This is a genomic window from Novosphingobium sp. BL-S-19 (assembly GCF_055521675.1).
The window spans coordinates 2,948,918-2,966,847 of the sequence record NZ_CM145498.1 but is presented as its reverse complement, the minus strand read 5'-3'; the positions used below and the strand labels follow the sequence as shown (position 1 = coordinate 2,966,847).

The window sequence follows — 17,930 nt, the reverse complement described above, 5'->3', positions numbered from 1 at the left end:
ATGCCCCTCAATCGCCCCATCGCCGCGTGCCTGCTGGCTTCCGTACTGTTGTTGCCGGCCGGCTGTTCGAAAAGCGGTGCGGAGGCCGCGATCAGCGCTGCGACGCAGACCGGCGCGGTCCATCCCGAATCGGGCCTGTCGGTCGTACCGCTGACGGTGGCGTCCGCCGGCAAATCGCACGTCTTCCAGGTCGAAGTTGCCGCGAGCGAGGCGGAGCAGGCCACGGGCCTGATGTTCCGCACCGCGATGGGCGCGGACGAGGGCATGGTCTTCCCCGAAAAAGCCCCGCGCAAGGCGGCGTTCTGGATGAAGAACACGGTGATCCCGCTGGACATCCTGTTCATCGGCCCGGACCACCGCGTGCTCAACATCGCCGCCAATGCGGTGCCCTATGATGAAAAGCCGCTGCCTTCGGCGGGGCCCGTGATCGGGGTGCTGGAACTCAACGGTGGCCGGGCCGCCGAACTCGGCATCGCGCCGGGCGACAAGGTGAGCTGGTAGCGAGACCTGCTAGGTCGGGGGCGGTTGAAAAAACGCGCAAGGCGCAAGCGCCGCGCGCAAGCCTTGCGGGCGCCTGCCCCGCCAAGTGGGCGGGAAAGGCGTGCGATCCGCCTTACATGCTCGGCATAACTGTCGTTTTCGCGCGGGAACATGCTTGGCATCGGCGTGGAACGGCGCTAACGCGCAGCCCATGGGAATCCTGTCCAAGATCTTCACCTGGTGGGACGGCGCCACCATCGGCACCTCGCTCTGGAGCTCGCGCAATGGCGAGCACGTCGGCACCGACGCGCAGGGCAACAAGTACTATCGCTCGAAGTCCGCCAAAGTGCGGACGACCGAGGGGTACGAACGTCGCTGGGTGATCTATGCGGCCGCCAACGATGCCAGCAACGTTCCTGCCGAATGGCATGGCTGGTTGCACCACAGCTATGACGGCGTTCCCGAAAGCCACCTGCCGCCGCCGCGCATCTGGGAAGTGGACTACACCCCCAATGCCACCGGCACCGGCTCCGCCTATCGCCCGCAGGGTGCGCTCGAACGCGGTGGCGTGCGAGCGCCGGCCACCGGCGATTACGAGGCCTGGTCTCCCGAAGCCTGAAGGGCGCGCCTGTGAAGCGGGTCTTCGCCTACGCGCCGGTCGTTGCGCTGGCCTTGCCGCTGGCGCTGGCCGCCTGCGGCAAGGGTGAACCCGCGCCGGAAGCGCAGGACACTTCGATCCCCGATGCCATTGCCGGCATGCAGGCTGGCCCCGCGCAGGCAGCGCAGGGCCAGCAGTTGGGCACGCCGAACAAGGATCGCGTGGTCACGCTGGGCGTGCTCAACAAGCGCAACAACCTGACGCAGGACCTGGTGATGAAGCCGGGTGAGGCGAAGCGCATCGGCAATCTGGTGGTCAAAGTCGCCACCTGCGAGAAGTCGCTGCCGTGGGAACGTCCTCAGGAAGAGGGCGCTTTCGTCCAGGTCTTCGTCGAAGAACGCGCCAACGCCAACGAGAAGCTTGCCTGGCACAAAGTGTTCTCTGGCTGGCTGTTCAAGAATTCGCCCGCGCTGAACACGGTGCAGCACCCGGTCTATGACGTCTGGGTCAAGAGCTGCGCGATGACTTTCCCGGGTGAGGAAGCGCTGCCCGCCTCGGCAACCAGTTCCAGCAGCGCTGCGAAGGCATCGGGCAAGCCCAGCACCGCGCCTTCTTCGGATGCCACCGATTCGGCCGCGCCTGCTCCGGCAGCCACTGCCACGCCTTCCGCATCGCCGTCACCTTCGGACGATACTGCCGACTGAGCCTGCTGCAGCAGCGCCAGATAGCGCTTCTGCGGCATTTCCACCGCGCCAAGCGAGGCGAGGTGCGGCGTCATGAACTGGCAGTCCAGCAGCGTCGCGCCGCCAAGGCGCAGCGCCGCCACCAGCCAGGCCAGCGCCACTTTCGACGCGTCGGTCTCGCGTGAGAACATGCTTTCGCCGCAGAACACCCGGTCGAACCCCACGCCATAGAGGCCGCCGACCAGCCTGCGCGCGCCGTCATGCTCCTGCCAGACCTCGATCGAGTGGGCCTGCCCCAAGTGGTTCAGCGTTTCGTAGCTCGCCTGAATGCGATGGCTGATCCAGCTGCCCGATTCGTCTTCGTCGTCATCCTCGCGCACCCGGCGCGGTGCGGCGCAGGCTTCCATCACCTCGGAAAAGGCGGTGTTGCAGGTAACCGTGAAACGCCCGCGCCGCAGCGTGCGCGCCAGCGAGTGCGAAAGGTGGAAGCCATCCAGCGGCAGAATCGCGCGCAGCCGCGGCTCGATCCAGAAGATTTCCGGATCGTCGCGGCTGTCCGCCATCGGGAAGATCCCGCTGCGATAGGCCAGCATCAGAAGGTCTGGCTCGATCGCTCGGGTGGAATTGGGTGCGTGCACGTCTCTCGCCTGGTTGGAATGGCGGCTTGAAGGTGGTCGGCCTCAGGGTGAACGCAGGGGCCAGTGGATTGCAAGTCGCATTGTAGGCCGAAAAGGGGCGGGAAATGCATCCGGGATATCGGGCGTGTTGCCGGACCTGTGGATTAAGTTCGGCACTATCTGCCGTAATCCCCTTGTCATCCTGCGGAACAGTGTCTAGAGGCCAGCCCGCCCGCAGGAGTGTAGCTCAGTTGGTAGAGCATCGGTCTCCAAAACCGAGGGCCGTGGGTTCGAGTCCCTCCACTCCTGCCAGCATTTTCCTTCGCTGGAACGCGCTGAAATACAAAGGCTCCGGACATCTCCGGGGCCTTTGTGCGTTCACGACGAAGTGATTCGTATTCGGATCGCGTTTGGCGGGTCGGTTGTGGCCGTTGCGTGCCGCTTGGGGTGCCGTTCCCGTCTTCGCATTTGCGATAAGCCGCAAGCCGCGATACCGTGATTCGCTTTGCCGATACCGCGATTGCGGTTAGGCGCGCTCTAGGAGGGGCCGCGTCTGGCGATTCGGGCACCCGTGGAGAAGCCGGCAAGCTTGCCGATCTCCCGCCCCGTTGGGCACCAGACTGGCTTGAAGTCGGGAAAGATTACGCCGCAGATGCACGGTACCGCGCAACCGCAGACCCAGGACCTGTTCAAGGCTGCGGCCAGTCGCTTCGGCGGCCGCTTCCGCTTGCCGACGATGGATCGCGGACTGATGTTCGCGCTTGCCATGGCGGTGCTGGCGGCATTGCCGGTGCTGGTCGCCTGGGCGCCGCAGATGACCGACTATCCCTCGCACCTGGCGGGATACAAGGTCGCGCTCGATCACGGGCAGGACCCGTATCTGACGCGCTATTTCCGCTTCAACTGGGAATGGACGGGCAATCTCGGCGTCGAACTGCTGATGGTGCCGATGACGCCGATCTTCGGGCTGGAGCAGGCCGGGCGCATCATCGTCGCGCTGATTCCGTTCCTTTCGGTGCTTTCCGTCCACGCCCTGTGCCGTTCGCTGAACCGCAAGATGGGCGTGGGGCCGATTCTGTCGCTGGCGATGATCTGGTCGCCCTCGCTGCTGATGGGCTTCGTCAACTGGTCGCTCTCGGTGGCGCTGGCGCTGTTCGTCTTTGCGGCCTGGGTGAAGCTGGAGGGCAAGCCGTGGCGCTGGGCGGCGATGGTGCCGGCCAGCTTCGTGGTCTGGCTCAGCCACGTGTCCGGCTGGGGCGTGATGGGCGTGCTGATCTTCGGCTATGAATGGAGCCACCGGAAAAGCTGGCGCGACTGGCGCCCGTTCCTGAAGCCCTGGCCGCTGATCTTCCCCATGCTGCCGATGCTGATGGGCATGGGCAGCAACTCCAAGGTTTCCTACGGACGGTGGGTGCTCGATTACAAGTGGAGCATCCTCTACAAGTCGATGCGCAGCTTCGACTATACGTTCGATATCGCCAGCCTGTGGATCGTGCTGGGCGTGCTGGGCGGGGCGCTGGCGCTGCGCAAGATCGACGGGCGCTTCGGCTGGGCCGCGTTGATCCTGTTCGTGCTGACGCTGATCGTGCCGCGCCAGATCTTCGGCGGTGACTATGCCGACTATCGCCTGTCCACCATGGCGCTGATGGTGGCTTGCCTTGCGATCGACTGGAACCTGCCGCGCTGGGCGGTACGCGGGGCGACCGCGCTGTTCGTGGCGCGCACGCTGGTGACGACGGTGGTCTGGTACCAGGATGCGCAGACCGCGCGCGAACTGATCGCCGCGCTGGACAAAGTGCCCGAAGGCGCCCGTGTCGCCACCGCCGTGGCGATCCCGCGCAGCCAGTGGCGCTTCGGCCCGTTCGAGCATTTCGGCTCCTACGCCGTGGTCCGCCGCAGCGCGATGGAGAATTCGAACTTCGCGCTGCCCGATGTTCACATGCTGTCGATGCGCGATCTTTCCTACCGCTTCGCAGATCCCACGCAGCGGATTCTCTATTCGCCGCAGCAGCACATCGATCTGCGCACATTCCCGCCCGCGCGCCATGCCGATTACCTGTGGTATATCGGCACGATCAAGCCGGTGGCGCTGCCCGATGGCGCGCGCGTGCTCTATTCCAGCTCCAACTCGTTCCTTGCGCGTCTTGCCGATCCGGCAGACCTTGCAAATCAGGGCGACGGGCGCTAAGTCGCGCTTTCCTTCCGACATGCGGATCCCATCTGCCCCTCCCGGCCTAGGCCGGGGCGGCGATGAGCCCTAGGCGGAAGACAAGAGACTTTTTCCCGCCCGGATTGCCTTTCGGGCACCAGGCAGAGACGCGAGTACGACTGACATGGCCAAGACCACTCCCGGCGAATTCTTCCGCCAGGTGCGCACCGAAGCCTCCAAGATTCACTGGCCCTCGCGCCAGGAGACGGTGACGACCGCGATCTTCGTCGGCCTGATGACGCTGCTGCTGGCAGTGTTCTTCCTGGGCATCGACGCACTGTTCGGCTGGATCGTCAGCTCGCTCCTGTCGCTGATCGGCTGAAACCAGACAACGAAGAGAGAACCATGGCCCGCTGGTACATCATCCACGCCTATTCCGGCTTCGAGAACAAGGTGAAGGAATCGATCCTCGCCGAAGCCGAGCGTATCGGCCTCTCGCAGCTCGTCGAGGACGTGCAGGTCCCGCATGAGACCATCACCGAGGTCAAGCGCGGCAAGAAGGTCCAGGTCGAGCGCAAGACCATGCCCGGTTACGTGCTCGCCAAGCTGACCCTGAACGACGACGTCTACCACCTCGTCAAGAACACACCGAAGGTCACCGGCTTCCTGGGCAACAACAGCAAGCCGCAGGCGATCAGCGAGAGCGAGGCCGCACGCTACTTCGGCGCCGCCGAAGCCGCCGCCGCCGCCCCGCGCAAGCAGGTCAGCGTCGATTACGAGATCGGCGATTCGGTCAAGGTGCTGGACGGCCCGTTCGCCAGCTTCAACGGCATCGTCGAGGAACTCGATTTCGACAAGAACCGTGTCAAGGTTTCGGTGTCGATCTTCGGCCGGGCCACGCCGGTCGATCTCGATTTCGAGCACGTCGAACTCAGCAAGTAATCTGCTGGGCCTTTGTGGCCTGTGGATGCGAAAAAGGGCGCCTTCCCAGCGGAAGGCGCCCTTTTTCATGTCAGTCATAAGGGCCGTAGATCGTCAGCCCCACTCGCGCGCGCTCCACGAAGCCCAGCTTGCGGTAAAGCGAAAGCGCCGCCTCATTATCGGCATAAGAATGCAGGATCGGCGTGCGTCCCATGTCGAGGATCGCGGCGGCGACGCGGCGTGAGAGCAGGCCGGCCAGCCCGCGACCGCGCGCGTCGGGATGGGCGCAGACGGCGCTGATCTCGACGTAGTTGCCCGTCCGCGTGCGCTGCCCGGCCATGGCGAGGATGCGGCCGTCTTCCTTCACCCCCCAGAAATCGCCCAGTTCGCCGGTGCGCGTGCCGAACGGGCCGGGCTGGGTGAGCGTGGCGAGTTCCAGCATCTCCGGATAATCGTCCTCCCCCAGAGGAACGATGCGCGGATCCTGCGCGGCCACGGCGATTGCTTCCAGCGCGGCGGCATCGCCGGCGAAGATCATCTGCACGCCTTGGGCCGACTTCACGAGTTCGATGCCGGGGATCGCCACCGGTTCGCCCGGCTGCATCAGTGCCAGTGGCCCATGCTCGCGGGCGAGGGCGGCAAAGTCCGCCATGCTTTCGTCCGAAAAGTCGCGAATGGCGGCCAGCGGGCCGATCTCGGGATGGAAGCGGCGGGCGTTTTCCGTGCCCAGGGCGAAGTGGGCCTGTTCGCCGGAAAGCGCGGTCCAGATCAGGCGGTCGAGCTGCGAATTATCCATGCCGGGGGCTATGGCGGGCACGGCTCTCCGCGTGAAGACGTAATTATCAGCCTTTTAACCCTGTCTCTGTAATAGTCCCGGCGATGGGGATTTTCGCGACCTTGAAAGGAGAGGCGACAGGGCCGGGCGGACGCTTGACGCGTCTCGATGGGCTGCGCGGTCTCGCCGCTTGCGGCGTGGCGCTGCTCTACCACCCGCAGTCGCTGTTCGAGCCCGCTGTCAACGAGGCGTTGCCGGGTCTGTTGCGCTGGTTCCAGCACTGGGGCTGGACGCTGGTGGACCTGTTTTTCCTGATCTCCGGCTACATCTTCGCGCATGTCTACCTGATCGAGCGTGGTCCGGGGCAGGGCTATGTTCTGAGACGCGGTGCACTCGGCGGTTTCACGGCGGCGCGGGTGGCGCGGCTCTATCCGCTGCACCTCGTCACGCTGCTGGTCTGCGCGGTGACCTTCCTGGGCGATCCGAACAATACGCCCCTGACCTTCATGGCCAACCTGTTCATGCTGCAGGGCTTCGTCGGCACGGTGGGGCACAGTTTCAACGGGCCGAGCTGGTCGATCTCCGTCGAGTGTCTGTGTTACGTGCTCTTCGCGCTGGGTGCCGTGGGCGGCAAGCGGATCTTGCAGCGGGTGACGGTGCTGGCGATCGCCGGCGCGCTGCTGCACTTCGCCGTGCAGGGCAGGGCGGGCGGCCCGTGGGTGGGCGACGGACTTCCGCGCGGGCTTCTGGGCTTCTTTCTGGGGCAGGTACTCTGGCACGCACGGGCGCGGCTGCGCCATGCGCCGACCGGGCTGCTGGTCTGCCTGATGGCCATCGGCATCGCGCTCGACATGGGCCGGATGAGTTCGTTGCTGCCGCTGAGCCTGCTGGCATGGCCGGCGCTGCTGCTGGTGGCGCTGCGGCTGAAGTTCATGGGTTCCGCGCCCATGCGCTGGGTGGGGGACCGGTCTTACGCGATATACCTTGTCCACTGGCCGCTGCTGCGTGTCCTTGAGGGGCACTACGGGCCCATCTCGGGCGGGATCGTCACCTGGTTCGCAGTGACGCTGGGCTTCGGCGCACTGGTCCTGCTGGTGTCGGACCTTTCGTTCCGCTATCTGGAATGCCCGGCCCGCCGCATGATCCGCGCGGCTTGGCAGCGGCAGGTGGACGCGCGCAGGGCAGTAACCGCTGCCTGAGCGGGAATCACTTTCCGCCCTTTTCTTTTCTCCCGATTTCGTTTAGGGGCGCGCCCTTCGGAGCGGCCCTGTGCCGACCGATTCCCTGCGGGAGGATGCCCCCGGCGTCCGTAAGACCGCTAAACATGAGCATCTGCCCGGCAGGTGCGAAAGTGTGAAAGGAGTGGCCACATGGCCAAGAAGATCGAAGGTTACATCAAGCTGCAGGTCAAGGCCGGCAGTGCCACGCCGTCCCCGCCGATCGGCCCTGCGCTGGGTCAGCGCGGCGTGAACATCATGGAATTCTGCAAGGCGTTCAATGCCGCCACGCAGGAGCTCGAAAAGGGCATGCCGATCCCGACCATCATCACGGTCTATGCGGATCGCAGCTTCACGTTCGTCACCAAGACGCCCCCGGCGACCTTCCTCATCAAGAAGGCCGTGAACCTGAAGTCGGGCTCGAAGGAGCCGGGCAAGATCAGCGCCGGTACCGTCAAGCGCTCGCAGCTTGCCGAAATCGCCCAGGTCAAGATGGCCGACCTCAATGCCAACGACATTGATGCCGCCACCAAGATCATCGAAGGTTCGGCCCGCGCGATGGGCCTGCAAGTGGTGGAGGGCTGATTCCATGGCCAAGGTGACCAAGAAGCAGAAGTCGCTGACCGAAAAGCTCGGCGAAAACCTCAAGCACTACCCCGTCGCTGACGCGCTGCAGACCCTGCGCGACCTGAAGACGACCAAGTTCGACGAAACCGTCGAAGTCGCGATGAACCTGGGCGTTGACCCGCGTCACGCCGACCAGATGGTTCGCGGCATGGTTTCGCTTCCGGCCGGCACCGGCAAGACCGTTCGCGTCGCCGTGTTCGCCAAGGGCGACAAGGCTGCCGAAGCTCTCGCCGCCGGCGCCGACAAGGTTGGTGCGGAAGACCTCATGGAAGACATGCAGGCCGGCAACCTGAACTACGACCGCGTCATTGCCACCCCGGACATGATGGGCGTCGTCGGCCGTCTCGGTAAGCTGCTGGGTCCGAAGGGCCTGATGCCGAACCCGAAGCTCGGCACCGTGACCCCGAACGTGACGCAGGCCGTGAAGGACGCCAAGGGCGGCCAGATCGAGTTCCGCGTTGAGAAGCAGGGCATCATCCACGCCGGTATCGGCAAGATGTCGTTCTCGGACGCCGACCTGCTGACCAACTTCAGCGCGTTCGTCGATGCGATCGTCAAGGCCAAGCCCTCGGGCTCGAAGGGCAAGTACGTTCGCAAGATCTCGCTGTCGTCGTCGATGGGCCCGGGCCTGAAGATCGACACGACCGACATCGCCGGCGCCTGATTTAGGCGCCCGGTCCTTCGGGATCGGCGAAACGGATAGAAGGGCCGGGGGGAAACCTCCGGCCCTTTTTCTTTATGGCGTTGAAGGTGCTCGACGCCAGACAGGCATCGCGCCCGCGCTTGGCGTTCCTAGGCACCCGCTCGTAACCTCTCCGGCGTAACAGCGCGATGGAGAGCGATGGGATGAACGGATCGATTGCATCCGCAGGAGAGAGGGCGGGCACCGTCGCCGTCGTCACTGGCGGGGGCCGGGGCTTCGGCAAGTCTTTCGGAGAGGCCCTTGCGGCGCAGGGCGCCCATGCGGTGCTGATCGACCGCGACGGGCCCGAAGCCGAAGCGGCCGCGGCGGCGATCCGGGCGTCGGGTGGTAGCGCCATCGGCTATGCCGGCGACGTCACCGACGAGGCGCGGATGAATGCGCTGATGGCCGAAGTCGCCGCCGCGCATGGCGGGATCGACCTGTTGATCAACAATGCCGGCCTGCACAGCGACGAATATAGCCAACCGATTGCCGCGATGGGCGCAGCCAAGGTGCGCCGCCTGTTCGATGTCAATGTGATGGGCACCGTGATCGCGACGCTTGCGGCGAAGCCGTTCATGGCCGGCCGCGCCAACGCCAGCATCGTCAACATCTCGTCCTCCGCCGCGCATATGGGCGGAACGGCCTATGGCACGTCGAAGCTGGCGGTTGCCGGATTGACGATCACTTTCGCCCGCGAACTGGCGCCTGAAGGCATCCGCGTGAACGCAATCTCGCCCGGCCTGATCCTGACCGACACGATCCGCAACGAGCTGCCCGAAGCGACCAAGGCGCGCGTGAAGGCGATGCAATACCTCGAAGCTTTCGGGGAAGAGGCGGATATCGTCGAGGCCATGCTGTTTCTCTCTTCCCCCCGCGCGCGCTTCATAACCGGAGAGACCCTGCGCGTTACCGGAGGCATGGCGGCGGGCATCTGATCTGCCGGAGTATCGGTTCAGGAGGGGGCGATTTTCCTACGCGGCCTCGTTCTGCCATCCTGCGCGGCGGCAAGGCTCTTTGAAATCGTCGGGATTATGCGCCTGAACGCCGTTTGGCGGGGGCCATTCTGGCGGCCGATGCAGGGGCGGGGCTTTCCGTTTCAGGACCGTGTCAACTGTGTCAACCGAAGTGTCACCTTGCGACGCGCGGGCGCGATCCATCGGTCCAAGGTTGCACGGGGTTTGCGAGTGCTGTACACATGTTCAGCATAACGAAACGGGAGAGGCGGCCAGATGGCTATCCGCTTTGAAGACATCAAGGAACACATCGGCTCGCGCGTGGTCTGGGACGACCGCGCCGACGTATTCACGCCCGAGGCTGCCAAGGCGATCCGCGCCAAGGTGGAGGAACGGACCGTGGTGGTGTTCCCGGAACTGAACCTGACCGATGCCGAACAGCTCGAAATCACCAACCTGATGGGCGAAAAGGTGCGCCTGACCGCGCGGAACAATGTCCAGTCGAATGACGAGGACGTCTATCAGGTCACCTTGGACGAGAAGATCAACCCGCAGCCCGAATATGTGCTGGGCACGTTCTTCTGGCACATGGACGGCATCACCGTGGACATGCCGCCGCCCTTCGCGACGCTGCTGTCCTGCCGCATCGCTCCCGACAAGGGCGGCGAGACCGAGTTCGCCAGCACTTACGCGGCCTATGAAGGTCTGTCGGATGAGGAAAAGGGCGAGCTTGAAGGGATGAAGGCGGTCCACTCGGTGCGCGCCAGCCTCTCACCGATTGCCGACGCCATTCCGGAGAAGCACCGCGAAAAGGTGCTGGGCATCGGCTTGGTCAAGGAGCATCCGCTGGTCTGGACGCACGAATCGGGCCGCAAGTCGCTGGTGATCGGCACCACGGCCGATCACGTGGTCGGCATGGAGATCCCGGCGGGCCGCGCGATGCTGATCCGCCTGCAGGAATGGGCGGCGCAGCCGGCATTCTCGCTGCGGCACAAGTGGACCAAGGGCGATTTCGTGATCTGGGACAACACCGGCGCGATGCACCGCGCGATCCCCTACGACAAGTCGACCGGCCGCATGATGCACCGCACCTCGATCGCCGGGACCGAGACGGTAGCAGCCTAAACTACTTGTCCAGCGCCTCGCGCTGGTAGCATTCGACGACGAGGCTGATCGGCTTTCCGTCGGGCAGACGCAGCAGCGCCCGGTGCGTGAGGAACGTGCCGGGCGGGCAGCCCTCAAGGCGACCATGGCGCGATTCGAGCCGCTCGCGGGTGAAGTGCAGCGGCTCGACGACTTTGCCGAACGGGGTATCGGTATCGGCCAGCGTTGCGTTCATCGTATCGGTCAGCCGCGCGGGCACGAACCAGTTGTGCGCTTCGGACAAGGTCACGCCGTCGCAGGTCAGGCGGACATGGCGGTAGCCAAGCGCTTGATCGCCGGAGACTTCCAGCAGGGCGCGGGCATCGGAGGGCAGGACAGCGTCCTCGCCCTTCACGGGCTTGGCGGTGACCACCGGCGCGTCGGCACTGCGGTGCGTGGCGCACCATTCGCCCAGCGCTGCCGTGGCGCTGTCGTTGCGGGCGAGCAGGCGTTCGAATTCGGCCTCTTGCGGCGCGGAGCCGGCAAGGAAGATCGGGGCGAGGGAGATAAGGCTAAATCCCACCCGGCACGGCCGCCTTGCCCAGCGCGGCCAGCCCTTCGACCAGCGTGCGCGTGCAGGCGGCAAGCTGTTCGGCATCAACAGAGCGGATTACGAAGTTGGCACCGGTGCGGCCTTCGCCCCAGAACGGGTAGGAACCGATCTGGCAGCCTTCGAAAGCCTTCTCCGTCTCGCGCAGCAGGTCCGCCACTTCGCTTTCACCGACCCAGCAGCCGATGGTTTCGGAAAGCAGCGGGGCACCGCCGTCCAGCGTGCCGGTCAGTGCGTCGAGCATGCCGGCGGTGATGCTGGGCACGCCCGCCATGATGAACACGTTGTCATAACGGATGCCCGGCGCGCCGGTGTAGCGGTTGGGGATCAGGCTGGCGCCTTCGGGCGTGCGCGCCATGCGCAGGCGCGCTTCGGTCAGGCCGCCGCGCGTCTCGTAATACGTCTCCAGGATCGCCCGTGCTTCGGGGTGGACGATCACGGTGACGCCCAGCGCCTCGGCAATGGCGTCCACGGTGATGTCGTCGTGTGTCGGGCCGATGCCGCCGGTGGTGAACAGATAGTCGTTGCGCGCGCGCAGCAGGTTCACCGCTTCGACGATGGCGGGCGTATCGTCCGCCACCACGCGCACTTCCTTGAGGCGGATGCCCTGCACCTGCAACCAGGTAGCGACCTGGGCAATGTTCTTGTCGTGGGTTCGGCCCGAGAGAATCTCGTCACCGATGACGACGAGGGCGGCGGTGTAGATACGCGACGAATCGACCATGCCGCATTGGCTAGCCGACCCGAAGAGACACCGCCACCCGTCGGCGTGCTCAATCGTCGGAAGGCATTACGATGAACTGCTCCCACGCGCCCTTCGCGCCGGGATCGGCGTAAGTCGAGACGGCCAGCTTGCGGTTGCCGAAGGTGGCGGTGAAAGCGCGGTTGACGAAACCGCCGCGCAGCTTCGGCTTCCCCGCCGGTTCGAACGCGGTGAGTGGGCCGAGCGGCGTCAGGCTCTCGCGATAATCCTTGCGCACGGCGGCCGAGAAATAGTCCTGCGCGTGGGCGGTGAAGTGCGCGGCGTCGAATTTGCCGGCCACCAGCGCTTCCAGTTCAGCGCGGGCATCGGCGGTGCGCGGGGCCTCGCCGCTGTCGAGCGGCAGGTCGCGCGGCATGACGATATCGGCAATTGCAGAGGTGACGGTGCCCGTCACCGCGCCGAAATCGGCGTTGGTGAGGACGACGATGGCCACATCGCTGTCGGGATACATCGTCGCCTGCGAGAGGAAGCCGGTCGATTCGCCGCCGTGGTTGATGATGCGGCGTCCATCGGCCGTGCGGGTGAAGACGCCCAGACCGTAAGCGCTGTTGGTGCCGTCCGCGAGGATCACCGGGGCTTCCTGCTCTTCCCAGTCGGCGGCGGGCAACAGGGTGCGGTGGAGGCGGGCGATATCCCAACGCGCCAGATCGGATGCGGTCATCGAGATTTCACCGGCCGCCCAGAGCCAGCCCGAGGCGGGCGGCGTGGCCGCAACCACTGGGCCGAGCGCATAGCGGTGATAGCCCTGCGGGAAACCGGGCTTGTTGGTATCGTCCAGCTTCAGCGGATGCAGGCCGAGGGGCTGGAACAGCTCACGCTCGAACTGCTGCCACAGCGGGGCGCCGCCGGCCTTTTCCGCGATCACGCCGGCCACGACATAGCCGGTGTTCGAATATTGCCAGCGCGTGCCGGGCTTGTAGTCCAGCGGGGCGGTGCCCCAGCGCTTGACGATCTCCTCCGGCTTCACCGGGGTGCGCATATCGACGAAATCGTAGTCCTGCGGCCAGAAGTCGCGCAGGCCCGACGTGTGCGAGAGCAACTGGCGGATGGTGATCTCATCGCCGCCGGATACGCCGGTCAGGTACTTGGAAACCTTGTCGTCCAGCGAAAGCTTGCCCTGATCGCGCAGCTTCAGGATCAGCGCGCCGAGGAACTGCTTGGAGTTGGAGGCGATCTGGTAGGGCTGATCGGGCCGCGCAGGCATGCCGTCCGCCGCCTTGCCCCAAGCCCTGGCCAGCACGATCTGGCCGCCGCGCGCGATGGCGACTTGCGCCGAAGGCACGCCGCTATGGGCGAGAGCTTTGGTCACGGCCTCGTCGATGGCCTTTTCCTGCGCGGGCGTAAGCGCGGCGCTCGTCGAAGCGGCGGCGGGCGCTGGCTGCGACGCGGGGGCGGCGGCGAGAGTGGTCGGGGCGAGGATGAGGGCGCCGGCAGTCAGCAGGCGGGTAAGAGCGGTGCGATTCATGGCGCGACGCTACAGGCAAGCCCGGCAAACTCAATGCCGGGACCGCGCGGAACCGGGGCAAAAAGAAAGGGCCGATCCGAAGACCAGCCCGTGAAAGTTTTGGGAGAGGATGCCTGAAAGGCCTGATCCTTATGCTGCCAGACAGGTTTTGCTGCAAATGCGAAAAAATGGAGCATAGTTGCGTGTCGCGCAACCCATCACAGGGGCGAAGTGGCGGATTTGCGTGAGTGCGGCTTGATGCATTTGCATTTCCCACCGTTTTCCGCGGTTTTCCCGCGGTTCGGGCGTGCGGAAGGGGGCGCTGCCGTTTGGTGCGGAAGTGGTGACGCTATCAATGAGCGCTCAGGCACGATCCTGATGCCGCTGTTGCGATCGACATGTCTTCGGTAGAGGGCTGTTAAGAGCCTTGCCGAGAGCCGGACGGGCTGAGGGCAAAAAAGAAGGGCCGGTCCGAAGACCAGCCCCTTGGAAAGTTTTTGGGAGAGGATGCCTGAAAGGCCTGCTCCATATGCTCGCTGGACCGATTCTCCGCAAACGCGAAAAACTGGAGCATGGTTGCAAGACGTGCAACTAGGCGGGTCGGTGAACTCGCGGAAATGCGTTGTTCAGATTTGTGAGTATTGCATTTGAACGATGTTCGGTTGGGTTTGAGGGCGGGCCGAACCGTCTAATTCGCCGCAGTTTCCCTCGGAACGCCTGCCCAACTCGTCATCCCCGCGAAGGCGGGGATCCCGCTTTTTCTTTGCCCGCATTTCGCAGGAAGGAAGCGGGACCCCGCCCGCGCGGGGGCGACGAATTTGGAGGGGTGCGTGGGCCCGCTAGCTGGTCAGGTCCTGATGCTGAGCGGTTCACCCGGCGATGAGGACCATGTCGCAGCTGCCATTGTCATGCGCTACCATCCGCACTCCGATCGAACGAGCCTCCCGCGCAAAGCAGGCAAAAAAGAAGGGCCGGTCCGAAGACCAGCCCCTTTGGAAAGTTTTTGGGAGAGGATGCCTGAAAGGCCCGCTCTATATGCTTGCCGGGGCGATTCTTCGCAAACGCGAAAAAATCGCCGATGATTGCAAGACTTGCAACTATAAGGCGCAGAACCGATCGGGATCAGCCATGGGTCAATGCCCCGTAAAGGTCGTGTTCGTCCGCGTCTTCGACAAGAACGTCAATGATATCACCGACTTGCACGTCGCCCACGTTGCGCAGGAAGACATTGCCGTCGATCTCGGGCGCGTCCGCTTGCGAGCGGGCGGTTGCACCGATTTCGCCGTCCTCGTCCGGCTCGCCCACTTCGTCGATGATCACCGGGATCACGCGGCCGACCTTGGCCTGAAGCTTGGCGGCGCTGATCGCGGCGGTCTTTTCCATGATCCGCGCGTACCGTTCTTCCTTCACCTCTTCCGGAACCGGATTCGGCAGGTTGTTGGCGGAAGCACCCTCTACGGGTTCGAAACGGAACGCGCCGACGCGGTCGAGCTGCGCTTCGTCGAGCCAATCCAGCAGGTACTGGAAGTCTTCCTCGGTTTCGCCGGGGAAGCCGACCACGAAGCTGGAGCGGATGGCGATATCCGGGCAGATTTCGCGCCACTTGTGCAGGCGGTCGAGCACCTTGGCCTCGTTGGCCGGACGCTTCATCGACTTCAGCACCGACGGCGCGGCATGCTGGAACGGAATGTCCAGGTACGGCGTCAGTAGGCCTTCCGCCATCAACGGGATCACCGCGTCGACATGCGGATAGGGATAGACGTAGTGCAGGCGCACCCACGGCGCGCGGCCTTGCGCATCCTTCAACTGACCCAGCTCGCGGGCGAGATCGGTCATGTGGGTGCGAACTTCATGGTCCTTCCACGTGCGCGTCTCATGCCGCACGTCCACGCCATAGGCAGACGTGTCCTGGCTGATGACGAGCAGTTCGCGGGTGCCGGCCTGCACCAGCTTTTCCGCTTCGCGCAGCACGGCGTCGATGCGGCGGCTCGCCAGCTTGCCGCGCAGGCTGGGGATGATGCAGAACGAGCACGCGTGGTTGCAGCCTTCCGAGATCTTCAGATAGCTGTAGTGGCGCGGCGTCAGCTTCACGCCCGCTTCGTCGTAGATCTGTGGGATCAAGTCGACGTAGGGCGAAAGCTCGGGTGGGGCGGCGTCATGCACGGCCTCGACCACGGCTTCGTACTGATGCGCGCCGGTAACGGCCAGCACATCCGGGAAGCGGGCGCGGATCACGTCGGCCTCATTGCCCATGCAGCCGGTGACGATCACGCGGCCGTTTTCGGCAATGGCTTCACCGATTGCGGCCAGGCTCTCTTCCTTCGCGGAATCGAGGAAACCGCAAGTGTTGACGAGCACGACATCGGCGCCGGCATAGTCCGGGCTCATCGTGTAGCCATCGGCGCGCAGGCGGGTGAGGATGCGTTCGGAGTCGACAAGCGCCTTGGGACAGCCGAGGCTGACCATGCCGACCTTGGGCGGGGAGGGGATTTCAATAGCCATAGGAATGGCGGGCCCGATACTCCGATTGCGCCCCGGAGTCACGAATTGAATGGAATCCGGGCGAGTCGGCCTGCCGCGGCGGTGCCGAGGCAGGGCGCAAGTCATGGAAATTGCGCCTCGCAGGCGGCCCCTCTGCGAACGAGCGTGGGTTGCGGAAAATCGTGAACGCGGCCGTCGCGACGCGGGGCGGCGGGTGTTTTCGTCTAAAAGCCGTCAGGGAGATTCGCGCGCGGGCGGCCCCGCTGTGCGGATCACTTGCGAGAGTTCCGCTGTACCACTAGGCCGGTAGCTTCAGGGTGCGGCGGGTGCGGGTTGTGCTCGTGCTCTATGGACGAAAGGGTTTGCAATGGGTCCGGTGAACTGGCTGGCGGTGTTCCTTGCTGCGGCATTGGCGATCGCCGTGGGGATCGTGTGGCACGGGCCGATGTTCCGCACCGGTCGGCAGCTGTTTCCGGGCAATTCCAAGCGCACGGCGAATTACGGCGTTGTCGGGCTGGTGATGCTGATTTCCTCGATCATGCTCGGCCACAACTTCGCGCGCATCGGTGAAGCGACGCTGGCAGTGAAGCCGTGGCTCTATTTCATGCAGACGGGCGGCGTCGCCATTGCCTTCGTGATCCCCTCTGTCTGGCTTACGCATTTGCGCCAGGGCACCGAGCCGCTGAAGCGCGTGGTCGACTGCGCGTTCTGGCTGGTGGCCTATCTGGCGATGGGGCTGGTGTTCTGGGTGCTCGCTTGATCGATTCGGGCCTGACCGAGTCAGCCTGAGGGCTCTTCGTCGGACGCCTTGGTGGGCGCGATCTCGACCACGATGTCGCCGGCCTGCAGGACCTTGGCGTCGTCTTCCCAGAAGCCGATGCAGCGATCCCCGCGATAGACCCTGAGGCCGCGGCCGCCGGTGGCAAGGCGGTCCAGCGACTGGCCGATTTCGGACGGATCGACCGGCCGCTCCACCAGTTGCACCCGCCCTGCGACCGAGGCGAGGTCCGACAGATATTCGGCCACATGCTGCCCCTCCGCCGATCCCGCCAGCAGCAGGCCGGTGAAGCGCACCGGGTTGATCACGTTGTTGGCCCCGGCCTGCCGGGCGAGCAACTCGTTGTCGTCGGCCCGGATCACGACGGTGATCGGCACCTCCGGCGCAAGATGGCGCGTGGTCAGCACGATCAGCACCGAAGTATCGTCCCGCCCGGCGGACACCAGCACGGTGCTGGCGGTGCTGACGCGTACGGCGTTCTGGATTTCGTCCCGCGTGGCGTCACCCTGCAGGACATTGCAGCCCATGCTCTCTGCAAACGAAAGCCGGGCTTGTGCGGGATCGACGACCACGATCCGCGCGGGATCGGTGCCGCGCTCGACCAATTCCTTGACCGCTTCCGAACCGCTGACCCCGAAGCCGAGAACGACGATATGGCCCTCCAGCCTTTCCTGGATGTGCTTCATGCGCCAGGTCTCCCAGCTTCGCTTGATGATGAAGTTATAGGCGGTGCCCACGAAGATGGTGATCACCGCCAGCCGGATCGGCGTGACCAGCACGGCCTCGATCAGCCGCGCCCGGTCGCTGACCGGGGCGATGTCGCCAAAGCCGGTGGTGGTGATGGAGATCATCGTGAAGTAGACGACGTCCAGAAAGCTGACCTGCCCATCGTGCGTGTCGTTCAGACCCGCACGGTCGGTCCAGTGGACCATGATGACGATGAAGATCAGCAGGAACGCGCCGCCGAGGCGCATGGCGACATCGGCCCAGACGGGAACCGCCAGCGAGCGGCGCAGCGGCCTGAACACCGCACGGGCAGGGCGCTTTTTCGACATGCCCCCGTAAC

18 protein-coding genes, 1 tRNA gene and 1 pseudogene are annotated in these 17,930 nt (G+C 64.9%); 13 read left to right on the top strand and 7 right to left on the bottom strand.

What is annotated here, in order from left to right:
* From ACZ1JV_RS22250 to ACZ1JV_RS22240, 3 genes and pseudogenes are all read left to right on the top strand, one after another.
* A complete protein-coding gene (locus ACZ1JV_RS22250; protein ID WP_465150559.1) occupies positions 1-501 on the top strand; it encodes a DUF192 domain-containing protein in 501 nt (166 codons plus the stop codon).
* 190 nt (positions 502-691) lie between these two features.
* Positions 692-1,099: an NADH:ubiquinone oxidoreductase subunit NDUFA12 gene (locus ACZ1JV_RS22245; protein ID WP_465135850.1), complete on the top strand. Its 408-nt coding sequence runs from the start codon at positions 692-694 to the stop codon at positions 1,097-1,099.
* A 137-nt stretch (positions 1,100-1,236) separates the two neighbouring features.
* A pseudogene (locus ACZ1JV_RS22240) lies at positions 1,237-1,536 on the top strand (DUF2155 domain-containing protein); the annotation flags it as partial.
* A gap of 35 nt (positions 1,537-1,571) precedes the next feature.
* On the opposite strand, the gene aat reads toward ACZ1JV_RS22240, so the two are convergent.
* On the bottom strand, positions 1,572-2,399 hold the full coding sequence (aat, locus tag ACZ1JV_RS22235) for a leucyl/phenylalanyl-tRNA--protein transferase (protein ID WP_465135849.1): 828 nt from the start codon (positions 2,397-2,399) through the stop codon (positions 1,572-1,574).
* Positions 2,400-2,614: 215 nt separating this feature from the next.
* Here aat and ACZ1JV_RS22230 point away from each other — a divergent pair.
* The 4 genes from ACZ1JV_RS22230 (at position 2,615) to nusG (ending at position 5,469) form a co-directional block, all read left to right on the top strand.
* Positions 2,615-2,690 (top strand) — tRNA-Trp (locus ACZ1JV_RS22230).
* Between the two features lie 313 nt (positions 2,691-3,003).
* Positions 3,004-4,566, top strand: a complete 1,563-nt coding sequence (locus ACZ1JV_RS22225; protein ID WP_465150558.1) for a hypothetical protein — start codon at positions 3,004-3,006, stop codon at positions 4,564-4,566.
* 145 nt (positions 4,567-4,711) lie between these two features.
* Positions 4,712-4,909 carry a preprotein translocase subunit SecE gene (gene secE, locus ACZ1JV_RS22220; protein ID WP_395331480.1) on the top strand — a complete coding sequence of 66 codons (198 nt, stop codon included), beginning with the start codon at positions 4,712-4,714 and terminating at the stop codon, positions 4,907-4,909.
* A gap of 23 nt (positions 4,910-4,932) precedes the next feature.
* The gene (gene nusG / locus ACZ1JV_RS22215) at positions 4,933-5,469 is read left to right on the top strand and encodes a transcription termination/antitermination protein NusG (protein ID WP_465135847.1); all 537 of its coding nucleotides are present in this window, start codon (positions 4,933-4,935) and stop codon (positions 5,467-5,469) included.
* Between the two features lie 70 nt (positions 5,470-5,539).
* Here the strand turns inward: nusG and ACZ1JV_RS22210 are convergent, their stop codons facing one another.
* Positions 5,540-6,265: a GNAT family N-acetyltransferase gene (locus ACZ1JV_RS22210; RefSeq protein WP_465150557.1), complete on the bottom strand. Its 726-nt coding sequence runs from the start codon at positions 6,263-6,265 to the stop codon at positions 5,540-5,542.
* A 113-nt stretch (positions 6,266-6,378) separates the two neighbouring features.
* On the opposite strand from ACZ1JV_RS22210, the gene ACZ1JV_RS22205 reads away from it, so the two are divergent.
* From ACZ1JV_RS22205 to ACZ1JV_RS22185, 5 genes are all read left to right on the top strand, one after another.
* Positions 6,379-7,422: an acyltransferase family protein gene (locus ACZ1JV_RS22205; RefSeq protein WP_465150556.1), complete on the top strand. Its 1,044-nt coding sequence runs from the start codon at positions 6,379-6,381 to the stop codon at positions 7,420-7,422.
* A 171-nt stretch (positions 7,423-7,593) separates the two neighbouring features.
* Positions 7,594-8,025 (top strand): 50S ribosomal protein L11, encoded by a 432-nt coding sequence (gene rplK / locus ACZ1JV_RS22200; protein ID WP_395331488.1) that lies wholly within the window; start codon positions 7,594-7,596, stop codon positions 8,023-8,025.
* A gap of 4 nt (positions 8,026-8,029) precedes the next feature.
* Positions 8,030-8,731, top strand: coding sequence for a 50S ribosomal protein L1 (gene rplA / locus ACZ1JV_RS22195; protein WP_465150555.1), 702 nt, complete (start codon positions 8,030-8,032; stop codon positions 8,729-8,731).
* Between the two features lie 182 nt (positions 8,732-8,913).
* Positions 8,914-9,687, top strand: a complete 774-nt coding sequence (locus ACZ1JV_RS22190; RefSeq protein WP_465150554.1) for an SDR family NAD(P)-dependent oxidoreductase — start codon at positions 8,914-8,916, stop codon at positions 9,685-9,687.
* 294 nt (positions 9,688-9,981) lie between these two features.
* Positions 9,982-10,830 (top strand): TauD/TfdA dioxygenase family protein, encoded by an 849-nt coding sequence (locus tag ACZ1JV_RS22185; protein WP_465150553.1) that lies wholly within the window; start codon positions 9,982-9,984, stop codon positions 10,828-10,830.
* Position 10,831: 1 nt separating this feature from the next.
* Here the strand turns inward: ACZ1JV_RS22185 and ACZ1JV_RS22180 are convergent, their stop codons facing one another.
* From ACZ1JV_RS22180 to rimO, 4 genes are all read right to left on the bottom strand, one after another.
* A complete protein-coding gene (locus ACZ1JV_RS22180) occupies positions 10,832-11,371 on the bottom strand; it encodes a chorismate--pyruvate lyase family protein (protein ID WP_465150552.1) in 540 nt (179 codons plus the stop codon).
* Complete coding sequence (locus tag ACZ1JV_RS22175) at positions 11,361-12,122, bottom strand: competence/damage-inducible protein A (RefSeq protein ID WP_465150551.1); 762 nt, start codon at positions 12,120-12,122, stop codon at positions 11,361-11,363. Before ACZ1JV_RS22175 ends, ACZ1JV_RS22180 begins: the two co-directional genes overlap by 11 nt.
* A gap of 49 nt (positions 12,123-12,171) precedes the next feature.
* Entirely contained in the window at positions 12,172-13,626 is a 1,455-nt protein-coding gene (locus ACZ1JV_RS22170) for a serine hydrolase domain-containing protein (RefSeq protein ID WP_465150550.1), read from the bottom strand.
* 1,101 nt (positions 13,627-14,727) lie between these two features.
* Positions 14,728-16,107 (bottom strand): 30S ribosomal protein S12 methylthiotransferase RimO, encoded by a 1,380-nt coding sequence (gene rimO / locus ACZ1JV_RS22165; protein WP_465150549.1) that lies wholly within the window; start codon positions 16,105-16,107, stop codon positions 14,728-14,730.
* Between the two features lie 346 nt (positions 16,108-16,453).
* Here rimO and ACZ1JV_RS22160 point away from each other — a divergent pair, with 346 nt between their 5' ends.
* Positions 16,454-16,846 (top strand): DUF1761 domain-containing protein, encoded by a 393-nt coding sequence (locus tag ACZ1JV_RS22160; protein WP_465135837.1) that lies wholly within the window; start codon positions 16,454-16,456, stop codon positions 16,844-16,846.
* Positions 16,847-16,866: 20 nt separating this feature from the next.
* Here the strand turns inward: ACZ1JV_RS22160 and ACZ1JV_RS22155 are convergent, their stop codons facing one another.
* Complete coding sequence (locus ACZ1JV_RS22155) at positions 16,867-17,919, bottom strand: potassium channel family protein (RefSeq protein WP_465150548.1); 1,053 nt, start codon at positions 17,917-17,919, stop codon at positions 16,867-16,869.
* Between the last annotated feature and the right edge of the window lie 11 nt (positions 17,920-17,930).

Excerpts from the sequence above, each read along its gene's own strand:
- ACZ1JV_RS22250 (WP_465150559.1), top strand. The coding sequence starts at position 1 with ATGCCCCTCAATCGCCCCATCGCCGCGTGCCTGCTGGCTTCCGTACTG.
- ACZ1JV_RS22245 (WP_465135850.1), top strand. The coding sequence starts at position 692 with ATGGGAATCCTGTCCAAGATCTTCACCTGGTGGGACGGCGCCACCATC.
- secE (WP_395331480.1), top strand. The coding sequence starts at position 4,712 with ATGGCCAAGACCACTCCCGGCGAATTCTTCCGCCAGGTGCGCACCGAA.
- nusG (WP_465135847.1), top strand. The coding sequence starts at position 4,933 with ATGGCCCGCTGGTACATCATCCACGCCTATTCCGGCTTCGAGAACAAG.
- rplK (WP_395331488.1), top strand. The coding sequence starts at position 7,594 with ATGGCCAAGAAGATCGAAGGTTACATCAAGCTGCAGGTCAAGGCCGGC.
- rplA (WP_465150555.1), top strand. The coding sequence starts at position 8,030 with ATGGCCAAGGTGACCAAGAAGCAGAAGTCGCTGACCGAAAAGCTCGGC.
- ACZ1JV_RS22190 (WP_465150554.1), top strand. The coding sequence starts at position 8,914 with ATGAACGGATCGATTGCATCCGCAGGAGAGAGGGCGGGCACCGTCGCC.
- ACZ1JV_RS22185 (WP_465150553.1), top strand. The coding sequence starts at position 9,982 with ATGGCTATCCGCTTTGAAGACATCAAGGAACACATCGGCTCGCGCGTG.
- ACZ1JV_RS22175 (WP_465150551.1), bottom strand. The coding sequence starts at position 12,122 with ATGGTCGATTCGTCGCGTATCTACACCGCCGCCCTCGTCGTCATCGGT.
- ACZ1JV_RS22170 (WP_465150550.1), bottom strand. The coding sequence starts at position 13,626 with ATGAATCGCACCGCTCTTACCCGCCTGCTGACTGCCGGCGCCCTCATC.
- rimO (WP_465150549.1), bottom strand. The coding sequence starts at position 16,107 with ATGGCTATTGAAATCCCCTCCCCGCCCAAGGTCGGCATGGTCAGCCTC.
- ACZ1JV_RS22160 (WP_465135837.1), top strand. The coding sequence starts at position 16,454 with ATGGGTCCGGTGAACTGGCTGGCGGTGTTCCTTGCTGCGGCATTGGCG.
- ACZ1JV_RS22155 (WP_465150548.1), bottom strand. The coding sequence starts at position 17,919 with ATGTCGAAAAAGCGCCCTGCCCGTGCGGTGTTCAGGCCGCTGCGCCGC.